Here is a 17,106-nt window from a genome sequence, read left to right as displayed (position 1 = left end):
CCGCGCCCCGGCGCCGTGGGGAACCAACGGAGCCGGGGCCTACCGGAGCTGGGACGACCGGAGCTGGGACGACCGGAGCTGGGGCGGCTCCTCGTCGTCGGTCAGGGCGACGAGGCGCCCGGAGTCGTCCCACAGCCGTGCGGCGCGCCGTGTGTCGTAGGAGAGCCGCGCGGAGCGCACGGCCGAGAGCACTCCCTCGCGCGCCTGGAAGTAGCTGCCGGAGACCCGCGCGTAGTCGGGGTCGGCGGCGAGTGCCGCCAGCGAGGCGCCCGAGAACCCCACGTCCGAGGTGGTGACACCCATGCGCCGGGAGACCCACTTCATGGCCGCCGTACGAGAGGCCCAACGCACCGGCCCCGGCATGTCGCGGAGGAAACCCGTCCCGGGCACCGCCCCCGGGTCGAAGACGATCGAGGACACCGCGCTGCCGGCCGCGCGGAGCCGGCGGTCCAGCTCGTAGGCGTACATCACGGTGCACAGCTTCGAGGTGGAGTAGCGCTTGCCGGCGGACAGCACCTTGCCGCCGTCCCTTCCGTTGGTGGCCAGGGCCTCGGCGTCCGGCTCGACGACGGCGCCGACCAGGCGGCCGTCCATCGAGTCCGGGTCGTGGGTGCCGCTGGCGGTGTAGACGACGCGCCCCCGCTCGGAGAGGCTCGGCAACAGCAGCTCGACGAGAAGGAAGTGGCCGAGGCAGTTGGTCGCGAAGGTCGTCTCGTACCCTTCGGGGCTGTAGGAGACGGCGCCGTCGAAGCGCCCACCGGCGTTGCAGACGATCGCGTCGAGCCCCGGGACGGCACCGGAGGCGATCAACGTCCGCAACCGCGCGGCGGCCGACCTGACCGAGGCGAGCGACGCGACGTCGAGCGTCAGCGTCGTCACCGAGACGCCGTGCCGCGCGCTCAACTCGTCGGCGACGGGTCGCACGCGTTCCTCGCTGCGGCCCGCGAGAACGAGGTCGACGTGCCGCGCGGCGAGCGCCCGCGACGCGGCGAGACCGATGCCCGAGTGGCCGCCGGTGATCAGGATCGAGGTCATGTCCGTTCCTCCTGGCTTTCCCGGTGCTGCCGGGTGCTTCCGGACGCTTTCCGCTGTCTCCAGCCGCTCTCTGGCATCTCCGGCCGCTTTCCCGAGTTCCGAAGTCGTCGCCGCCGGGCGGTCCGACGGGACCCGGCCGGGTCAGGATCGACGACCGGGCGGCGCCCCAGCCAGGGACAAGCTGTCCGTGGCTGGCGACTGTCCGGAACGACGAGCACGGGGGTCTACTGGAGGGGTGATCGACCGCCCCGGACTCGCCGACTTCCTCCGCCGCCGCCGGGAGTCGCTGCGCCCCTCCGACGCCGGCCTGATCGAGGGCGTGCGGCGGCGCACCCCGGGGCTGCGGCGCGACGAGGTCGCCCAGTTGGCGAACATCTCCACGGACTACTACGCCCGGCTGGAACAACGCCGAGGCGCCAACCCCTCCGCGAGCATCGTGGCCTCGCTGGCCCGGGCGCTGCGCTGCGACCCCGACGAACGCGACCACCTGTACCACCTGGCCGGCTTCCCCGCCCCGCCCCGCTACGCGGGCGGCTACGTACGGCCCGGGGTGATGAGCCTGCTGGACCGGCTCGGCGACGTGCCGGCGTGCGTCGTCAGCGATCTGGGCGAGGTGCTGTGGCAGAACACCGTCGCCACGCTCACCCTGGGCTGGAGCACCGGGGGCCGCGCCGGCCGCTCGGCGAACGTCGTGTGGCGGTGGTTCACCGAACCCGGTCTGCGCACCTACTTCCCGGAGGAGGACTGGCCACGGCACTCCCTCGCGCACGTCAACGACCTGCGGGCGACCGCCGCGCGGCGCGGGGGCGACGCCGATGTCGCCGACCTGGTCGACGACCTGCGGGAGCGGAGCGGGGAGTTCCGCGAACTGTGGGAACGGCACGAGGTGGCGGTGCGCCGCTTCGACCGCAAGAGGGTTCTGCACCCCGAGGTCGGTGTGCTGCACCTGACGTGCGAGGTCCTGCTCTCGCCCGAAGCGGACAGCCGAGTGCTGGCGTTCTTCCCGACCGAGGGCACCGACACCCGCGAGAAGCTCGCGCTGCTGCGGACGATCGGAACGCACGACTTCCGGGCGCCCCGCTGACTCGGGAACGCCGCGCCGCTGATGTGCCGGACCGGCCTCCTCGAAGCCGGGGACAGGGCGGTCCTGGCTCCCCCCGGCCGGACGACCCACGCTGGTCATCCACGCCGATCTCCCGCCAACGGCGGGTACAAGGGGAGGAGTTGGCGCATGACCGAAGCCCGGACACCGGTCTTCTCCATGAACGAGCGCGACCGCCGATGGAACCTGGCACGGGACTTCATGGCCCGCGAGGGCCTCGACGCGCTGCTGGTCTTCGGCGAGCACGAGGACGCGGGCCCCGCACCGGTCGCCTACGACACATGGTTCACCAACGGGCGGGCCGGCACGACGGTCGTCCTTCCCGGAACCGGTGAGCCCGTTTGCCTGCTGCCGGGGCCGATGTGCGTCATGGACCACCTGGAGTCCCGCCGACGCGGCGACACCCCGTGGATCCCCCCGCACCAGCTGCGCGGCACCCGCCGTTCCGACACCCTCATCGCCACGCTCGGCGAACTGGGCCTGGCCCGGGCGGTCATCGGAGTGATCGGCCTCGGCTCCCACCTGCCGTGGCACCCGGAGGGCATCATCCCGTACGGCCTCTGGAACAACGTCCTCTCCCACTTCCCCGACGCCGTCTTCGCGCCGGTCGACCTCCCGTTCGGCCAACTCGTCATGCGGCTCGGCGAGGAGGAGATCGCCGTGCTGCGGCACTCGGCCCGCATCGGCGACGAGATGGTCCAGGCCATGGTGGCCACCGCCGCGCCCGGCGTTCCGGAGAGCCGGGTGTACGCGGCGGGCATGGCCGCCGGCTACGACCGGGGGTCACTGCCCCCCGCCATGCACCTGTGGTCGGGGCCGGACGCGGTGGCGGCGGGGCCACCGGCCTGGGGTCAACGCGCCCAGCCTCCCCGGGTGCTGGAGGAGGGCGACGTCGTGTACGCCGAGGTGTTCTCCAGCTTCGGCGGACGCCACGCCCAGAACCAGGTCACCATCGCCGTCGGTGACGTGCACGAGGACTTCCACCGTGCCGCGGACGTGTGCCGCGCGTCCTACGACGCCGGCCTCGGGGCGCTTCGCCCGGGGCACACGTTCGGCGAACTCGTCGACGCCATGCACGCGCCACTCGACGCCGCCGACGGCTGGCCGTTCCTCATCGCGGTGCACTCGCTCAACCCCGGACTCTCCGTGGGCAGGGGCCGCGGACTCTTCAGCCGCCTCCCCGGCACCGAGGGGTACCCCCGGGTGCCCGACCACCCCACGTTCCTGCCCCACCTGGAACTGGCCCCGGGAATGAGCTTCGCCTTCGAGCCGAACTACGCGTTCGGCCGCCGACTCGCCCACCTCGGGGGCACGGTGGTCGTCGGCGAGGACGCCCCGATCGAACTCAACGCCTACTCCGCGCGGCTGCTCCACGCGACGGGAACCGGGACCGGGCGGCGCCCACGTTGAACGGGCGCGGGCCCTGGCCGCGCGGCGCGGCACCGGATTCTGTCAGCGTGCTACTCGTAGACCGTGGCCGCCTGGAGCGCACGGGCCAGAAAGGTCCAGTCACCGGAGGCCGGCAGCTCCTTCCCGAAGTTCCGGTAGAACCCCGGCGAATCGTCCACCCAAGCGGCCAGGGCCTCCAGAAACGTCGCGAGCGTCTGGTTCTCCCACTCCCCACCCGAACGCAGGAAGTCCTGGTGCAGCGCACGTACGAAAGCGGCCAACTCCTCGCGGCTGCGAATCTCGTCATCAGGGCCGAGAACCATGCCGTCCAGTATCCGCCCCGCCCCGCCGAACCGGCTCACCCCGGCGGCAGCTGTCGACCAACCGACGGAACGAGGGAACGAGGGACCGGCGTGACGCTTCGAGACCACAGGCCGGTCCGCGGGAAGCATTGCCACCACCGCCAGCAAACCAGCAGCTCACGAACTCTGCTCCCCGCGCGTGCGGGGCTCGCGGACGCGTCAGGCGGCCGTCCCGCCCGCGTTGTGGATCAGCCGTTGCAGCACCTTCACCGTGGTGACGTAGTCCGCGTCGTCGACGCCCTCGTGAAGGACGGCTCTGATCGCGGGCGCGGCACCGGCTATGTCGACGCGAGCCTGCTCCCCCTCCTCGGTGAGCCACAGCCGGTCCTCGGTGTCCCGGGTCAGCCAGCCGCGCCCCAGGAGCACTTCGGCCTCCGCCGCCAGATCGTCCTCGGGCCGGATATAGGAGGTCATGGCCTGGCGCAGCTCGGGCAGGGTCATCCCTTCTCCGTCGGGCGAGATGTCGTTCCTCGACAAGTTGCGCAGCAGCCAGAACTGGGGCTGGGTATAACCCTTTTCGACCTGCCGGGCACGGATGTACGCGATGAGCGCCTCGTAGGCGACACCGGTCCAGTACGCGGCGGGCTGACTGGCGAGTTCAGCGTCGGAGAGCTGCTGGTTCGTCATGGAGAGTTCCCTTCAAGCGCTTCGGTGTGGAGCCCGCGCACGGTGCGGGTCCATGCGAAGAACGTAGAACTTGAAGTTAAGTTGAAGTCAAGCGGGTAATCTTTCAGGCGGCCGACGACGCGGGAACGAGGAGCCGCTGCCCATAGCGCCTGCCACAGGGGAACGTCCTCTCAGCGGCTAGCGTGATCGCGGCGCCGGAACGGAACCGCCCTGAACAGCCCCGCCTGCCAGGCTGGGCCCGCGCCTCGTCAGCAAGACCGCCAACGCCCCTGCACGGGCATGGATCGCCTTCTCCACGGCGGTGACGTCGTCATGTCGCCGACGGCGCCAGGCGCGCGCTGAACCCTCCGCCTCCTGGCGGTCGAGAGGAAGAACTGCGGGAAGGAACGCACGGCGAGATGGAGGTGCGTCTCCATCCTCGCGCACCGAGACCGGGCCTCGGCAAGGCGGTGAACGGCGAAAGGAGGGTCATCGGGGCATACCGCCTCTCGTCGAGGGATGGCAAACCCCCGTCGCGAACCGCTGGCCAAGGACCGGCCCATCAGCGTGGTGAGCGTGTGACTGAACGACTTCAGCCAAGGAGCAGTGCAACTAAGCTGATGCCGAAGGCTATTGGTCGGCCGACGGGGAAGGGGAGCGAGTGACATCTCGTGACCGTTGGACCGCTACATGGGAGGGGCGCGGCGCCTTGGGACCCAGAGGTAAAGTAAGTAAAATCCACCGCTGCCGCTGATAAACCCGCAGGTCGCGAACTCTGCTCCCCGCACACGCGGGGATGTCCCCCTCTGGGCCACGTAGGAGTGCAGCCACGTACCCTGCTCCCCGCACACGCGGGGATGTCCCCACAGCGTCGAACCCGATGCCCAGGCCCCGGCTCTGCTCCCCGCACACGCGGGGATGTCCCCATCCGGGAGGAGCTGGAGCGCCGCGAGCATCTCTGCTCCCCGCACACGCGGGGATGTCCCCGGGGTGGGGGCGAAGCCGTCGGCCCCGGCGTCCTGCTCCCCGCACACGCGGGGATGTCCCCTCGGATGCCCACGCCGGAGGAGTCCGGTCGACCTGCTCCCCGCACACGCGGGGATGTCCCCCGGCGCGAACACGGCCGTGGGGGCGGTGTCGGCTGCTCCCCGCACACGCGGGGATGTCCCCCGGTCGCACAGGTCGTAGGCCGCGCGCAGCGCCTCGTACAGCGCGCTCATGCTCTGCTCCCCGCACACGCGGGGATGTCCCCTGGGTTCAGGTCGTGGCCGACTCCCCGGTGGACTGCTCCCCGCACACGCGGGGATGTCCCCTGCTGGACGACCGCGTACAGCTCGGCCGGAACCTGCTCCCCGCACACGCGGGGATGTCCCCTCCTGGTCGAAACCTGCAAGGAGCTGGTCATCCTGCTCCCCGCACACGCGGGGATGTCCCCAGCAGGGCGGCAGCGCCGCCGGCCAGGGCCACCTGCTCCCCACACACGCGGGGTGTCCCCTTCCTCGCGCCGCTGCTGCTCAGCGCCGGGTCCTGCTCCCCGCACACGCGGGGGTGTCCCCGTCAGTGCCGGCACGATCACCTCGTCACCCGGCTGCTCCCCGCACACGCGGGGATGTCCCCCAGCACATCACCGGCGGCAACCCGCTCGACCGCTGCTCCCCGCGCACGCGGGGATGTTCCCCACCGGCTACTCGTACACCGGTGGCACGACGCCTGCTCCCCGCGCACCGGGGATGTCCCCAGTCCCGGGGACCACAACGAATCATCCATCGTCTGCTCCCCGCGCACGCGGGGGTGTCCCCGGGCCGAGGAAGTCGCCCCACTCCGCGAGGCCCTGCTCCCCGCACGTGCGGGGACGACCCCTAACGAGCACCTGCCGGCTCCGGTAGGTGCTCCCCGCTCCGTGCGAGGTGATCCCCGGCGTGCTTCTGCCCGCCGGTGCCGCGAGGTGATGGCACCGGCAGGAAAGGCGACGTTCGTCATCAGATCTCCGCCGGCAGGTCGAACGCCGCGCCTCCGTCCCTGCCGCCCGGCGCGGCGGAGCGTACGAACGGCGCGTAGATGCGCGCTTCGCTCCAGAAGCGCACCCCGAATCCGGGAGTTGTGGGCGGCGTTGAGCGATCCGAGTAGCCGTACACCGACTCGATCTCCCCGGACCCGGCGTTGTTGATCAACGCCGACAGGTACAGCTCCAGTCGGGGCACCGGCACGCGGCCCGTCTCGATCTCCGGCAGGGGCAGCGGGTTGGGCGCCTCCTTGACGACCGGTTCCTCCGGCTGGCTGCCGTCATCCCCGGGACGGGCCTGGGCGGTGATCGCGTGCCACAACCGTGCACCCGACGGGAGCGTGACGCACACCCCGTACGGGCGGCGCGTCCCCTCCTCCCAAGGCTCCGCGGCGAGACCCGCGGCGCGGTACGTGTCGATGGCGAACTGCTGGTAGCGGGCCGGGCGCATGGGGCTCCGTTGGGGGTGCGTGGCGGGCTCGGGCGGCCGACAGTTTAGGCCGCATACCGTGACGAGTCCGGCGATTTCACCAAGTTCAACGATTCCGCCAAGCGCAATGGTTCCGCCACGCCCACTTCGTGGCGGGAGCAGCGGCTCCGCGTTGTCCCGCACCGCAGCCCGCCCGAAACGGACCCGGTCGACGCCCCCCGCGCCTGGCCCAACGACCGGCTCACCGCAAAGGTCACCCCGGTCGTGCTTGTCGCGGTTCGCCACGGCTTCGGGAGCGAGGCGCGTCGCCCTTCATTGCCCGGGCCTTCGGCGACGAGTTCGGCGCAGCGCCGGATGTCCGTCAACGGCATACCGCGGGCGCGAAGCGGGCCCGGACACGGACCCGGACACGGGCCCGGACGCGGACGCGAAGCCGGAGCCCACTCGACGTCAAAGCGGGGTGCTACCTCACCACCCCGGGGCGACTGAGCGCGCCGCGAGGCCCGCGCCGTCGCGGCGGGCCTGGTCGCGGAACTGCCGTGGCGACGAGCCGACGACTCGACGGAACGCGGTGCTGAAGGCGCTTTCGGACTCGTACCCGGTCGCCGTGGCAAGCTCGGAGATGGACGACGAGCCGCGGAGCAGGGCGTCGCGGGCCAGGCTCATCCGCCACTCGATCAAGTACTCCAACGGCGGCCGGCCCACCCGCTGTTTGAAGGAGGCGGCGAACGCGGAACGGGACATGTTGGCCAGCCGGGCAAGCTCGGCGAGCGTCCAACGACGTGACACGTCGGCGTGCATGGCGCGCATCGCCACGCCGATGCGGTCGTCCGTGAGCGCCCCCAGCCAACCGACGGGCCCCTCCCTCCGGTTGGCGTGCGCGCGCAGCATGTGCACGAACAGAATCTGAGCCAGATGGTCCAGGACCAGCGAGCTGCCCGGGCTGTTGGTCGCGAACTCGCGCACGAGCAGTTGGCTCAGATGCCCGAGCAGTTCGCCCTGCGGGTCGGTCGCGCGGACGTGGACCAGGCGGGGAAGGGCGTCGACCACGACGGACGCGTCGGCATCGCCGAAGGCGAAGTGGGCACGGCACAGGTACGTCTCGGCTCCACCGTCGTCCGCGACGTTCACCACCTGTGTTCCCGCCAGGTCGAGCGACGTCGCGGCTCGCGGTTCGGCCCCCAGCTCGGTGGCCAGCGCGTAGGACGGCGGATCGCCCAGCAGGTAGAAGTCCCCCTGGCGCAGCAGCACCGGCTCGTGCCCCTCGGTGGTCAGCCAGCACTGGCCGATCGCGACCACGCCGATCTGGACGTGGGGGAACGGCTCGAAGCGCACCGCCCACGGACCCATGCCCCTGAGGCCGCCATGTTGGAAGCTGCGCGGACGCAGGAGGCTGGCCGCATCCGCGATCGGGTCGCCAGCGGCGGCGACACCGACCGGCTTGGACGATCCGTAAAGATTCATGGACTCAACATTATGGAAGATACCGGCGGCGTCAAACATGATTGACGCGTGAACAACTCCACGAAGCGAACGGCCCTCGTCACGGGCGCCAACAAGGGAATCGGCCTTGAAACGGCCCGGCAGCTGGCAGAGGCCGGCTATACCGTCTGGATCGGCTCGCGCGACCCTGACCAAGGTCGAGCCGCAGCCGAGACGCTTTCCACCCACGGCGAGATACGCGTCGTCGTTCTCGACGTCACCGACGAGAACTCCGTGCACTCCGCCGCGGCCGAGATCGGGGCGGCGCACGAATCCCTCGACGTGCTTGTCAACAACGCCGCCGTCGCCAAGGTCGAAGGCGAGGGCCCTCCCAGCGCCGTTTCCCTCGAAACGGTCCGTGAGGACCTTGAGGTCAACTTTTTCGGCCCGCTGCGTGTCACCCAGGCATTCCTGCCCCTGATCAAGGAGTCGCCCGAGGGCCGCATCGTCAACGTCAGCAGCAAGATGGCCTCTCTGAGTCCGCTGGACGATCCCGAGAGCATTCAGAGGGCCGCACAGAGAGCATTCCCGGTGTTCGCTTATCCGGTTTCCAAGACGGCCCTGAACAGCCTCACCGGCTGGCTCGCCGCCGAACTCGCGGACACACCGATCAAGGTCAACTCGGTCTGCCCGGGCGCCAACAAGACCGACATGAACTCCGACCCCTCCGGCCAACACCCCTCCGAGGGCGCCAAGGTCGCCGTACACGCCGCCACGCTTCACGCCGACGGGCCCACCGGCAGCTTCTTCGACATCGACGGCCCCGCCCCCTGGTGAACGGGGCCTCCGACAGGTCCCACGCTTTCGGCTGGTTTGAGTCTCTTTGTCCTGGCTGCGACTGTCCGAGAAACTCAGGGCGCCTCATGGAATGTTCGTTTACGGGGCGGGCGGGGCGTCGGAGACGCCGACGGACGCGTCGACGGATGCGTGGACGCCACCGTGAGTGTCGAACTAGACCTCGAAGTCTCGCGACGGTCCACCGGCGCCGTCGGCGCACGTCGGCTGGACATCGGCTGGACATCGGCTGAACGTCGGCGGAGCCGGTGGACCGTTTACGTGCTGTGGACTGAGGCTGGGCGGGCCGAGGTCCGGATGGTCGCCCCGGGGTGGCGCCGGGTTCCACTGCTCCGGATTCTGAACCCTTCTCGGCGCCTTGTCGGGACGGTTCGCGATCCTCGTTTGCTGTGCGGTCGTGCTCCAGACGCGGGAGGCCGACGGCGGCTCGGGCAACGCGGGCGATGGCCGACGGGTCGGGGTTGACCCGTAGCCGATGTCGGTCAGGGCGGGATGCCCAACGTCGCGGCGAGCCGGTGCAGCACATCGAGCAACTGCGCGTCCCCGCCCTCGTGGCAGGACCCCTCAGCCGGTCGGCGAACGGCGCATCGAAGGCCGTCGGGGTCCGCCGGGCCCCGGCCGAAGAGTGGACCCGCCACCGCGGGCGAGCGTGTGCTGAACGATTTCCGGGAAGGGCGAAGGGACGAGCCGCGCACAACTAGGGTGGTGATGAGGGCTGTTGCCTACCCGAGGGAGCGAGGGAAGCCGTGACACGTCAGGGTCGCTGGCGTCTGTGCAGCGAACGTGGCCGCCTTGGGCCCGAAGGTAAAGTAAGTAAAATCCGCCACTGACACGGATAGAACCGCAGGTCGCGAACTCTGCTCCCCGCACGCGCGGGGGTGTTCCCGTGCACGCCGCAGGTCCGCTGCGGGCCCTCCGCTGCTCCCCGCACGCGCGGGGGTGTTCCCAGGTCGGCCAGCCTCATGTCAGCACCTCCCGGCTGCTCCCCGCACGCGCGGGGGTGTTCCCTGCGAGTGGGCTACGCCCGCGCCATGTGGCTCCTGCTCCCCGCACGCGCGGGGGTGTTCCCAGTGGTGGCCGGCGGCCGAACGCCGGGCCCTCCTGCTCCCCGCACGCGCGGGGATGTTCCCCAACCCGTCCTGCTCTCGCCAGCCCGGCTCGCCTGCTCCCCGCACGCGCGGGGATGTTCCCCATCCCGGACCTGCTCCAGACCGAGGACTACGCTGCTCCCCGCACGCGCGGGGATGTTCCCGCGGAATTCTGTCGTTGGCCGAGGATCGTCTCCCTGTTCCCCGCACGCGCGGGGATGTTCCCAGCATCATCCCGGACCTGATCATCGGGATCGGCTGTTCCCCGCACGCGCGGGGATGTTCCCTCCTCATCCACATCCGCCAGCGGGATGAGGGTCTGCTTCCCGCACGCGCGGGGGTGTTCCCGAGCAGTACTACGGCGGCGGCCCGTTCACCGGCTGCTCCCCGCACGCGCGGGAGTGTTCCCGCCGATCTACCAGTAGATCGGCCCTTCTGAACCTGCTCCCCGCACGTGTGGGGGTGTTCCCACCGGCGGCGGCACATCGTGCTCGGCGCTCGCCTGCTCCCCGCACGCGCGGGGGCGTGCCCGGTAGCCGATCTAACAGTTCGATCGGGCACGCCCGCTCTCCGCCCGCACAGTGATACGACCGGTGGCCGATTCAACGTAAATCGGCGAGGCCGAGAGTCTCCTCCCGCCCCTCAGATGAAGGCCGCCTCCGGGCGGTCGGTGTTGATGAGGAGGGGGAGGCGGCGGCGTTGGCCGGTGGCGATGATGGCGTACTGGTAAAGGGCCGGGGGCTCGTACAGCTCCCGCATCGGGACCCAACTCGCCCCCTCCTTCGGGTCCCTGGACGGCACGTCCGGGAGGACGCCGCCGTCCAGGACGTACGTCAGCCCGTTGAGCGTGCCTTCGTCGTCCGTCGTCGGGGTGACGGCCACCACCTCCGACAGGGCACGTTCGCAGCCGGTTGCCTCAAGGAACGTCTCGCGGGCGGTCAGGATGATGCAACGGCCGGGCGGCACCTGGCCGTTGGGCAGGACCCAGCCCTCCTGACCGTCCTCCCGCATCCCGCGCACCATCAGCATGTGGTTGCTCTGCGTCGTGGCCAGCACATGGAACGTGATCGGGATCGGGGAGTGGTTGATGGTGGTCAACATGACTGGTTTCTCCTTGCGTTAACTGGTCAGGGCAGGCAGAAGGCCCGACAGGGCCGTGAGCAGGCACATCAAGCCGACGAACGCCGGACCGACGAACCCCGGACCGGACGACGACGACGGCGGCGGGTCATCCGGGCGCGGGACCACCCGCCAGTGGCATTCCGTCCGGGCCAGGAAGAGCGTGTGGTCGGGCCGGTCCTGGGAGTGCTGGAGCGCCCAGACCGCCACCGGCAGCGAGTCGTTGTCGAAGAGCGGGGAGACCGCCTCGCAACTCATGCACTCCGCGCCGTAGATGCCCTCCGGCACCCCGGGCCCCCGCTCCTGGATCAACACCCGATCCGCGCCCCGCACGACATGCGCGTCAGCCATCGATCGTCGCCCCCTCCGTGACCGCGCGCAGGAAGCGTTCGCCCAACGGGCTGCGCGCCCGTCGGTGTCGGCCGCCGCGCCGGTAGCGGACCGCGCCCGAACGCAGCCCGTCCGCGGAACGGCGGTAGAGCGGCACCACGCGGCCACATGCGTCGGTGGGGAGTTCGTGCTGCGCCTCCGCGTAGTCCCACACCATGGCGTGCAACCGGTTCAGGCAGTCGCCGCAGGCGAAGAGCGGGGCCTGGGCGCCGAACGTCCCGACCGCGCCGATCCACAGCACGCTCGTGTAGCGCCACCCGCACCAGAGCCAACACCAGCCGTTCACCCACGCGTTGTCGTCGTCGGTCTGGGCGGGGAGTGGCGCGAGGAGTTCGTCGACGTTCAGGTTCGCGTTCACCGGCCCGAACCCCCGCACGCGAACCAGACGACCTTCCCCACGGCCTCGCCGCCCGAGGTCGGGTAGCACTCCCGGTAGCAGCCGACCGCGTCCGCCATCTCGTGGAGCAGCCACAGACCACGGCCGGACTCCGCGTCCCAGCTCGGTTCGCGCACGGTCGGCATCTCCGGTGAACGGTCCGCGACCGCCACCGTCACGCGCCCGTCCAGGCAGAGAACGAGCAGACGGCAACGCGGAACGGCCACGTGGCGCACCACATTCGCAAGAAGTTCCGACAAACCCATTCGAGCGATCTCCACGGCCGCGTCCGACGCGCCCCAGGACCGCATTACCTGAGCGATGGTTCGGCGCCAGGTCTCGATCCCCCTGGCATCGGCGAGGACTTCGCAGCTGAAGACGGCGGAACTGGACTCCTGGACGGGGGGTGCGAGGAGGGCGGACATCGGGATTCCTTTAGCTTCCTGTAACGAGGTGACTACAAGACTGGGTCCCAAGCGCTACGCTGACCAGGGGTTTCGCGATGCCCTTTGGTCAGGCGACAAGTAGCAACCATCAGTTCGATAGGGGGAGTTGATGGCCGCCACCGCAAAGACGGACACCAAGTCCGTTGCTCCGGCACGCAAAAGGTTCATGGACGAGTTGGCGAGGCTCCGGGAGGAGTCCGGGCTGTCGCTGGGCGCGCTGTCCGAACGCGCCAGGTTCGACCGCTCGTACCTCAACAGACTCGAACGAGGCGAACGCATCGGCGACTTCGAGACCGCCCGCCGACTGGACGAGGTCTACGGAACGGGCCGCGGCCTCCAGAACCTCTGGTGGTTGGCGAAGGACGAGGCGTATCCCGGCCGGTACCAGCGGTTCATGGAGTTGGAGGGCGAGGCCCGGGTCATCCAGGAGTTCAACTGCCAGATGGTGCCGGGCAAGCTCCAGACCGAGGAGTATGCCCGGGAGCTGCTGTGGTCCACCCCGCACCGGCCGGACGAGGAGCCGAGGTTGGAGGAGCAGCTGAGGCTGCGAATCGAACGCCAACTCCAGCTGCGTCGGGAGGAGTCTCCGGCCCATGTGCGCTTTGTGCTGGACGAGGCGGTCTTCGGACGTCCGCTGAAGGATCGGGCGGCCTGGAAACGTCAGTTGCAACGGCTGATCGACGACGCCAAGCTGCCCAATGTGACGCTTCAGGTGCTGCCGTTGAGTACGGGACTGCACGCACTACTCGGCGGCTCGCTCACCCTGCTCTGGCTCTGGGACGGCACCTCTGCTGCCTATCAGGAAGGCGCCAAACATGGCGAGGTAACGGAGGAGCCGGAGGCGGTCACGCAGCTGAAACTCTCCTACGATGAGATCAGCGCTTCCGCGCTGTCCCAGCAGGACTCTCTGGAGTTCATCCACACCTTGATGAAGGAAGACTAGAAGCCATGCGAGCCTCCCACCCCGACCTGAGCGCCGCGCGCTGGCGTAAGTCCACCTACAGCGACGGCGGGAACAGCAACTGCGTCGAGGTCGCCGACGGCTACCCCGGCGTCGTTCCCGTTCGCGACTCCAAGACCCCGGACCACGCGCCGCTGTTCATCCCCAGCGACGCCTGGGCAAGCTTCGTAGGACACCTCACCCGCTGACGCGAGCGGCGCTCAGGGTCTCTCTCCACGCCGCGCCGCGCCGCAGGAAGGCAGGAGACGATGCGAGCCGAACACTCCCACCTGAGCGCCGCCCGCTGGCGCAAGTCCACCCACAGCGACGGCGGGGACAGCAACTGCGTCGAGGTCGCCGACGGCTGTGCCGGCGTCGTACCCGTCCGCGATTCCAAAGCCCCCGACCACCCACCGCTGTTCATCCCCAACAACGCCTGGGCAAGCTTCATCGAACACCTCACCCGCTGACACAGACGGCGCCCAGCAAACCTCTGCCACGCCGCCACGCAGGAAGGCCGAAGACGATGCCAACCCAGCGCCCCCACCTGAACGCCGCCCGCTGGCGCAAGTCCAGCTACAGCGACGGCGGATACGGAACCTGCGTCGAGGTCGCCGACGGCTGCGCCGGCGTCGTTCCCGTCCGTGACTCGAAGCGCGCGCAGGGGCCCGTTCTGAACTTCGGAACGGCCACCTGGCGTTCGTTTCTGAGCGCTTTCGGCGATCGAACTGTCGGTTAGCCGCCGTCGGCACCGGTGCCCGCGTGAGCCGGCGCCGGTACCCTCAGCGAATGATCATCTGGCTGAACGGAACCTTTGGAGCGGGCAAGACCACCACGGCCCACGAAGTGGTGGAACGACTTCCGGGTGCGCGGATCTTCGACTCGGAGATGGTGGGGCACCTGCTGAGCAGAGTGCTCGACCCGACCACGGTCACCGACTTCCAGCAGTGGCGCGCCTGGCGCGCGTTGACCGTGGACACCGCGCGGCGGCTGCTCGACGAGATCGACGGCGGCGCGTTGGTCATTCCGCAGACCGTGCTGGTCGAGGAGTACTGGAAGGAACTACGCACCGGTTTCGCCGAGTTCGGGATTCCGGTGCGGGCGTTTCTGCTGCACGCGGACCGGGAGACGCTGGTCGAACGCGTGCACGCGGCGACCGGGCCGGAGAGCCAGGAGGAGACCGTTGCCTGGCGACTGCGGCATCTCGACGTCTACGAGGCCGCTTCGGGATGGCTGCCGCAGGCGTTCACCGAGATCGACACCGTCGACGCGACGCCCGGTGAGGTCGCGGAGCGGGTGCTGAGCTTCGTTCGGCCGACGGGGATGTCGGACGCCGCCATCGAGGCGGCGATGGTCGGCGCCCCGCGTCAGCTCAACGGGCGGGTGCGGTTCGTGGAGTACGACACGCGGTGGCCCGACGTGTTCGCCGGCGAGGCGACCGCGCTGCACGGGGCGTTGGGGGCGTTGCCGCACCGGTTGGAGCACACCGGCTCGACGTCCGTTCCGGGGCTGGCGGCCAAGCCGGTCATCGACATGCTGCTCGTCGTCCCGGACTCGGGCGACGAGGAGAGCTACGCGCCCGCGTTGGAGCCGCTGGGGTACCGGGTCGTCATCCGCGAGCCGGACTGGCACGAGCACCGGGTGCTGCGCAAGGAACGGCCGGCGGAGGACGTGGACGGGGTCAACCTCCATGTGCTGTCGGCGGGTTCACCCGAGGTGCAGCGCGTCCTCGCCTTCCGCGACCGGCTGCGCTCGTACGACGCGGAGCGCGACCTGTACGCGGCGACCAAGCGGGGGCTGGCGGAGCGCGACTGGAAGTACGTGCAGAACTACGCGGACGCCAAGTCCGAGGTCATCGAGGCCATCCTGGCCCGCGCACTCGACGGCCGGCGGCACTGAGGCGGGCAGAGGCGGGAACGGGTGGCAGGGGTGGCAGGGGTGGCAGGGACGCGATGGTCGGTGCGCTCACTTTCTGAACGAGTACGGTCTGAACGAGTACGGTGCGTTCGGCGCGCTCAGGGCTCAGCGCCTCGCGCTCAGCGCAGCACCGTGCAGGCGGCGGCGCTGAAGAGCAGGGCACCGATGATGGTGCCGCAGCCGAGGAAGAGCAGGAGTCGGGCGAGGATCATGGCAGGTCAACTGTTCGCTGGTCAGGCGGAGTCGGGGCCCCGGAGTGGACAGCTTGTGGCGGTCCTGCGGTGAAGTCGGGGCGCCCTTGTGAGGCGACTAGAGCCTAGCGGCCCGCGAGCCACCCGCGCCGGGGAACGGCCCCACCCGCCCCCTGCGCGCGTGTGTGCGGCGGGCGTCCCCCACATGCCCCGGGTCGCGGCGCGCGACCCGGGGCGTTCGTTCAGTAACTAGCGGAAACGGCTGGGTGCGGGGGGATCAACGCGCGGGCGGGGTGTGTTCGAGGCGTAGTGGTCGCCGTCACGGAGGCAGGGGCGTATGAGTCGGCGGGGGGCGGGGGCGGAGCGGGGATCTGGTCGGTCACGGGCTACGGGGGAGCGGAAGGCGGAACGGCGAGGACTGAACCCACGACAAGCGGCCAACGTGGTGGCTCCTTTCTGCCACCACCCTTTCTACTACCCGGCACTGACAATTCCCGGGGCCCGGCAGGGGGTTCGAGGTCAGGGCCAGAGCAGGGCGCGTTCCCAGTCGGCGTCCGGGAGTTGGGCGTAGGCCAGCCGGACGTGGCGGCGGCCCGCGTCGCCCTGCCAGAACTCGACGTGGTGCGCGGCGAGCGCGTAGACCGTGTGGCCCGGCGGGTGGGCGTCGGGGTGCTCCGCCAGCTCACGGCCCGCGCGTTCGGCGGCCTCGTTCCACTCGGGCAGCGCGCCCATCGGCGTGGACTGGCGGCCGACGAGGCCGGCCACCTTCGAGGCCGGTGAACGGGAGGCGAAGTCCGCCAACGAGACGTCTTTCGGCGCCTGGGTGACATCGCCCCGCACCCGGATCTGGCGGCCCTGGAGCGGCCAGTAGAACGTCAACGCGGCGGCCGGCCGCTGGGCCAGCTGCACGCCCTTGGGGCTGGCCGCGTCGGTGGCGAAGACCCAGGCGGACTCGACCGGTTCGACGTCGCGCAGCGCGACGATCCGGGCGTCCGGGCGGCCGTCGGAGCCGGCGGTCGACAGCAGCGCGGCGCCGGGGTCGAGGACGCCGGCCTCGACGGCCTCGGCCAGCCAGGCGGCGAAGAGCTCGGTGGGTGTGGCGGGCGCGGCACCGGGGTCGGCGCCGGCGCCGAAGCCCGGGAGTTCGCGCGCCATGAGGGGCGCGCGAGCGAGCAGGTCGCGGACGTGGCGAGGGTCCATGAGCCGACGGTAACCCGCGGAGCGGATTGGTGCAGGTGCGCCTGCGGCGGGGCGGCGCGGACGACGACGGTGTGGTCGTGGTCGCGGTGGGTGGTCGTCCTCGGCCCGGTGGACGGTTACCCGCGCAGTTCCCCGCGCCCCCCGGGTGGACCGTGGCACCGGCCAGCGACAAACGTGCAGGCCAGAACCGGCCCCGAAGGGGGCGCGGGGAACTGCGCGCTGCATCCGGGACGGGC

18 protein-coding genes and 2 CRISPR repeat arrays are annotated in these 17,106 nt (G+C 70.6%); of the genes, 8 read left to right on the top strand and 10 right to left on the bottom strand.

Annotation, left to right across the window (positions count from 1 at the left end; all coding sequences use genetic code 11):
• Positions 1–39 precede the first annotated feature (39 nt).
• On the bottom strand, positions 40–1,035 hold the full coding sequence (locus FH715_RS17930) for an SDR family NAD(P)-dependent oxidoreductase (protein ID WP_139646510.1): 996 nt from the start codon (positions 1,033–1,035) through the stop codon (positions 40–42).
• Positions 1,036–1,270: 235 nt separating this feature from the next.
• On the opposite strand from FH715_RS17930, the gene FH715_RS17925 reads away from it, so the two are divergent.
• On the top strand, positions 1,271–2,119 hold the full coding sequence (locus FH715_RS17925; protein WP_139646508.1) for a helix-turn-helix transcriptional regulator: 849 nt from the start codon (positions 1,271–1,273) through the stop codon (positions 2,117–2,119).
• A gap of 147 nt (positions 2,120–2,266) precedes the next feature.
• The gene (locus FH715_RS17920; RefSeq protein ID WP_170184757.1) at positions 2,267–3,547 is read left to right on the top strand and encodes an aminopeptidase P family protein; all 1,281 of its coding nucleotides are present in this window, start codon (positions 2,267–2,269) and stop codon (positions 3,545–3,547) included.
• A gap of 50 nt (positions 3,548–3,597) precedes the next feature.
• On the opposite strand, the gene FH715_RS17915 is transcribed toward FH715_RS17920, so the two are convergent.
• The 4 genes from FH715_RS17915 to FH715_RS17900 form a co-directional block, all read right to left on the bottom strand.
• On the bottom strand, positions 3,598–3,849 hold the full coding sequence (locus tag FH715_RS17915; protein WP_246108821.1) for a DUF7660 family protein: 252 nt from the start codon (positions 3,847–3,849) through the stop codon (positions 3,598–3,600).
• Positions 3,850–4,047: 198 nt separating this feature from the next.
• The gene (locus tag FH715_RS17910; RefSeq protein ID WP_139646504.1) at positions 4,048–4,515 is read right to left on the bottom strand and encodes a helix-turn-helix domain-containing protein; all 468 of its coding nucleotides are present in this window, start codon (positions 4,513–4,515) and stop codon (positions 4,048–4,050) included.
• A 754-nt stretch (positions 4,516–5,269) separates the two neighbouring features.
• Positions 5,270–5,929: direct repeats of the CRISPR family, unit length 29 nt; unit sequence CTGCTCCCCGCACACGCGGGGATGTCCCC.
• Positions 5,930–6,473: 544 nt separating this feature from the next.
• Positions 6,474–6,947 (bottom strand): hypothetical protein, encoded by a 474-nt coding sequence (locus FH715_RS17905; protein WP_139646502.1) that lies wholly within the window; start codon positions 6,945–6,947, stop codon positions 6,474–6,476.
• Between the two features lie 447 nt (positions 6,948–7,394).
• Positions 7,395–8,390 carry an AraC family transcriptional regulator gene (locus FH715_RS17900; RefSeq protein ID WP_139646499.1) on the bottom strand — a complete coding sequence of 332 codons (996 nt, stop codon included), beginning with the start codon at positions 8,388–8,390 and terminating at the stop codon, positions 7,395–7,397.
• Positions 8,391–8,438: 48 nt separating this feature from the next.
• Between FH715_RS17900 and FH715_RS17895 the strand changes: the two genes are divergently transcribed.
• Entirely contained in the window at positions 8,439–9,185 is a 747-nt protein-coding gene (locus tag FH715_RS17895) for an SDR family oxidoreductase (protein ID WP_139646496.1), read from the top strand.
• 875 nt (positions 9,186–10,060) lie between these two features.
• A CRISPR array of direct repeats spans positions 10,061–10,822; the repeat unit is 29 nt; unit sequence CTGCTCCCCGCACGCGCGGGGGTGTTCCC.
• 111 nt (positions 10,823–10,933) lie between these two features.
• Here the strand turns inward: FH715_RS17895 and FH715_RS17890 are convergent.
• From FH715_RS17890 to FH715_RS17875, 4 genes are read right to left on the bottom strand one after another with little or no spacing between them, the layout of a single operon-like run.
• Complete coding sequence (locus FH715_RS17890; RefSeq protein WP_139646494.1) at positions 10,934–11,392, bottom strand: hypothetical protein; 459 nt, start codon at positions 11,390–11,392, stop codon at positions 10,934–10,936.
• Positions 11,393–11,410: 18 nt separating this feature from the next.
• The gene (locus tag FH715_RS17885) at positions 11,411–11,761 is read right to left on the bottom strand and encodes a DUF7848 domain-containing protein (protein WP_139646492.1); all 351 of its coding nucleotides are present in this window, start codon (positions 11,759–11,761) and stop codon (positions 11,411–11,413) included.
• Complete coding sequence (locus FH715_RS17880; RefSeq protein ID WP_139646490.1) at positions 11,754–12,158, bottom strand: hypothetical protein; 405 nt, start codon at positions 12,156–12,158, stop codon at positions 11,754–11,756. Before FH715_RS17880 ends, FH715_RS17885 begins: the two co-directional genes overlap by 8 nt.
• Positions 12,155–12,601, bottom strand: a complete 447-nt coding sequence (locus FH715_RS17875) for an ATP-binding protein (RefSeq protein WP_139646488.1) — start codon at positions 12,599–12,601, stop codon at positions 12,155–12,157. Before FH715_RS17875 ends, FH715_RS17880 begins: the two co-directional genes overlap by 4 nt.
• A gap of 130 nt (positions 12,602–12,731) precedes the next feature.
• Between FH715_RS17875 and FH715_RS17870 the strand changes: the two genes are divergently transcribed.
• The 5 genes from FH715_RS17870 to FH715_RS29455 are packed head-to-tail and all read left to right on the top strand — an operon-like array spanning position 12,732 to position 15,461.
• Positions 12,732–13,565, top strand: coding sequence for a helix-turn-helix domain-containing protein (locus tag FH715_RS17870; RefSeq protein ID WP_139646485.1), 834 nt, complete (start codon positions 12,732–12,734; stop codon positions 13,563–13,565).
• Between the two features lie 5 nt (positions 13,566–13,570).
• The gene (locus FH715_RS17865) at positions 13,571–13,771 is read left to right on the top strand and encodes a DUF397 domain-containing protein (RefSeq protein ID WP_139646483.1); all 201 of its coding nucleotides are present in this window, start codon (positions 13,571–13,573) and stop codon (positions 13,769–13,771) included.
• 60 nt (positions 13,772–13,831) lie between these two features.
• Positions 13,832–14,032, top strand: a complete 201-nt coding sequence (locus FH715_RS17860; RefSeq protein ID WP_139646481.1) for a DUF397 domain-containing protein — start codon at positions 13,832–13,834, stop codon at positions 14,030–14,032.
• Between the two features lie 56 nt (positions 14,033–14,088).
• Positions 14,089–14,301: a DUF397 domain-containing protein gene (locus FH715_RS17855; RefSeq protein ID WP_139646479.1), complete on the top strand. Its 213-nt coding sequence runs from the start codon at positions 14,089–14,091 to the stop codon at positions 14,299–14,301.
• A 50-nt stretch (positions 14,302–14,351) separates the two neighbouring features.
• Positions 14,352–15,461, top strand: coding sequence for a GrpB family protein (locus tag FH715_RS29455; protein ID WP_139646477.1), 1,110 nt, complete (start codon positions 14,352–14,354; stop codon positions 15,459–15,461).
• 728 nt (positions 15,462–16,189) lie between these two features.
• On the opposite strand, the gene FH715_RS17845 is transcribed toward FH715_RS29455, so the two are convergent.
• Complete coding sequence (locus FH715_RS17845; protein WP_246108820.1) at positions 16,190–16,870, bottom strand: pyridoxine/pyridoxamine 5'-phosphate oxidase; 681 nt, start codon at positions 16,868–16,870, stop codon at positions 16,190–16,192.
• Positions 16,871–17,106 lie beyond the last annotated feature (236 nt).

It is taken from the genome of Streptomyces sedi (assembly GCF_006335015.1).
Classification (GTDB): Bacteria; Actinomycetota; Actinomycetes; order Streptomycetales; family Streptomycetaceae; genus Streptomyces; species Streptomyces sedi.
Note: the sequence above shows the minus strand (reverse complement) of the source record. Positions and strands in the feature narration are given on the sequence as shown.

Excerpts from the sequence above, each read along its gene's own strand:
- FH715_RS17865 (WP_139646483.1), top strand. The coding sequence starts at position 13,571 with ATGCGAGCCTCCCACCCCGACCTGAGCGCCGCGCGCTGGCGTAAGTCC.
- FH715_RS17855 (WP_139646479.1), top strand. The coding sequence starts at position 14,089 with ATGCCAACCCAGCGCCCCCACCTGAACGCCGCCCGCTGGCGCAAGTCC.
- FH715_RS17930 (WP_139646510.1), bottom strand. The coding sequence starts at position 1,035 with ATGACCTCGATCCTGATCACCGGCGGCCACTCGGGCATCGGTCTCGCC.
- FH715_RS17885 (WP_139646492.1), bottom strand. The coding sequence starts at position 11,761 with ATGGCTGACGCGCATGTCGTGCGGGGCGCGGATCGGGTGTTGATCCAG.
- FH715_RS17900 (WP_139646499.1), bottom strand. The coding sequence starts at position 8,390 with ATGAATCTTTACGGATCGTCCAAGCCGGTCGGTGTCGCCGCCGCTGGC.
- FH715_RS17860 (WP_139646481.1), top strand. The coding sequence starts at position 13,832 with ATGCGAGCCGAACACTCCCACCTGAGCGCCGCCCGCTGGCGCAAGTCC.
- FH715_RS17845 (WP_246108820.1), bottom strand. The coding sequence starts at position 16,870 with ATGGACCCTCGCCACGTCCGCGACCTGCTCGCTCGCGCGCCCCTCATG.
- FH715_RS17875 (WP_139646488.1), bottom strand. The coding sequence starts at position 12,601 with ATGTCCGCCCTCCTCGCACCCCCCGTCCAGGAGTCCAGTTCCGCCGTC.
- FH715_RS17890 (WP_139646494.1), bottom strand. The coding sequence starts at position 11,392 with ATGTTGACCACCATCAACCACTCCCCGATCCCGATCACGTTCCATGTG.
- FH715_RS17915 (WP_246108821.1), bottom strand. The coding sequence starts at position 3,849 with ATGGTTCTCGGCCCTGATGACGAGATTCGCAGCCGCGAGGAGTTGGCC.
- FH715_RS17905 (WP_139646502.1), bottom strand. The coding sequence starts at position 6,947 with ATGCGCCCGGCCCGCTACCAGCAGTTCGCCATCGACACGTACCGCGCC.
- FH715_RS29455 (WP_139646477.1), top strand. The coding sequence starts at position 14,352 with ATGATCATCTGGCTGAACGGAACCTTTGGAGCGGGCAAGACCACCACG.
- FH715_RS17910 (WP_139646504.1), bottom strand. The coding sequence starts at position 4,515 with ATGACGAACCAGCAGCTCTCCGACGCTGAACTCGCCAGTCAGCCCGCC.
- FH715_RS17870 (WP_139646485.1), top strand. The coding sequence starts at position 12,732 with ATGGCCGCCACCGCAAAGACGGACACCAAGTCCGTTGCTCCGGCACGC.
- FH715_RS17920 (WP_170184757.1), top strand. The coding sequence starts at position 2,267 with ATGACCGAAGCCCGGACACCGGTCTTCTCCATGAACGAGCGCGACCGC.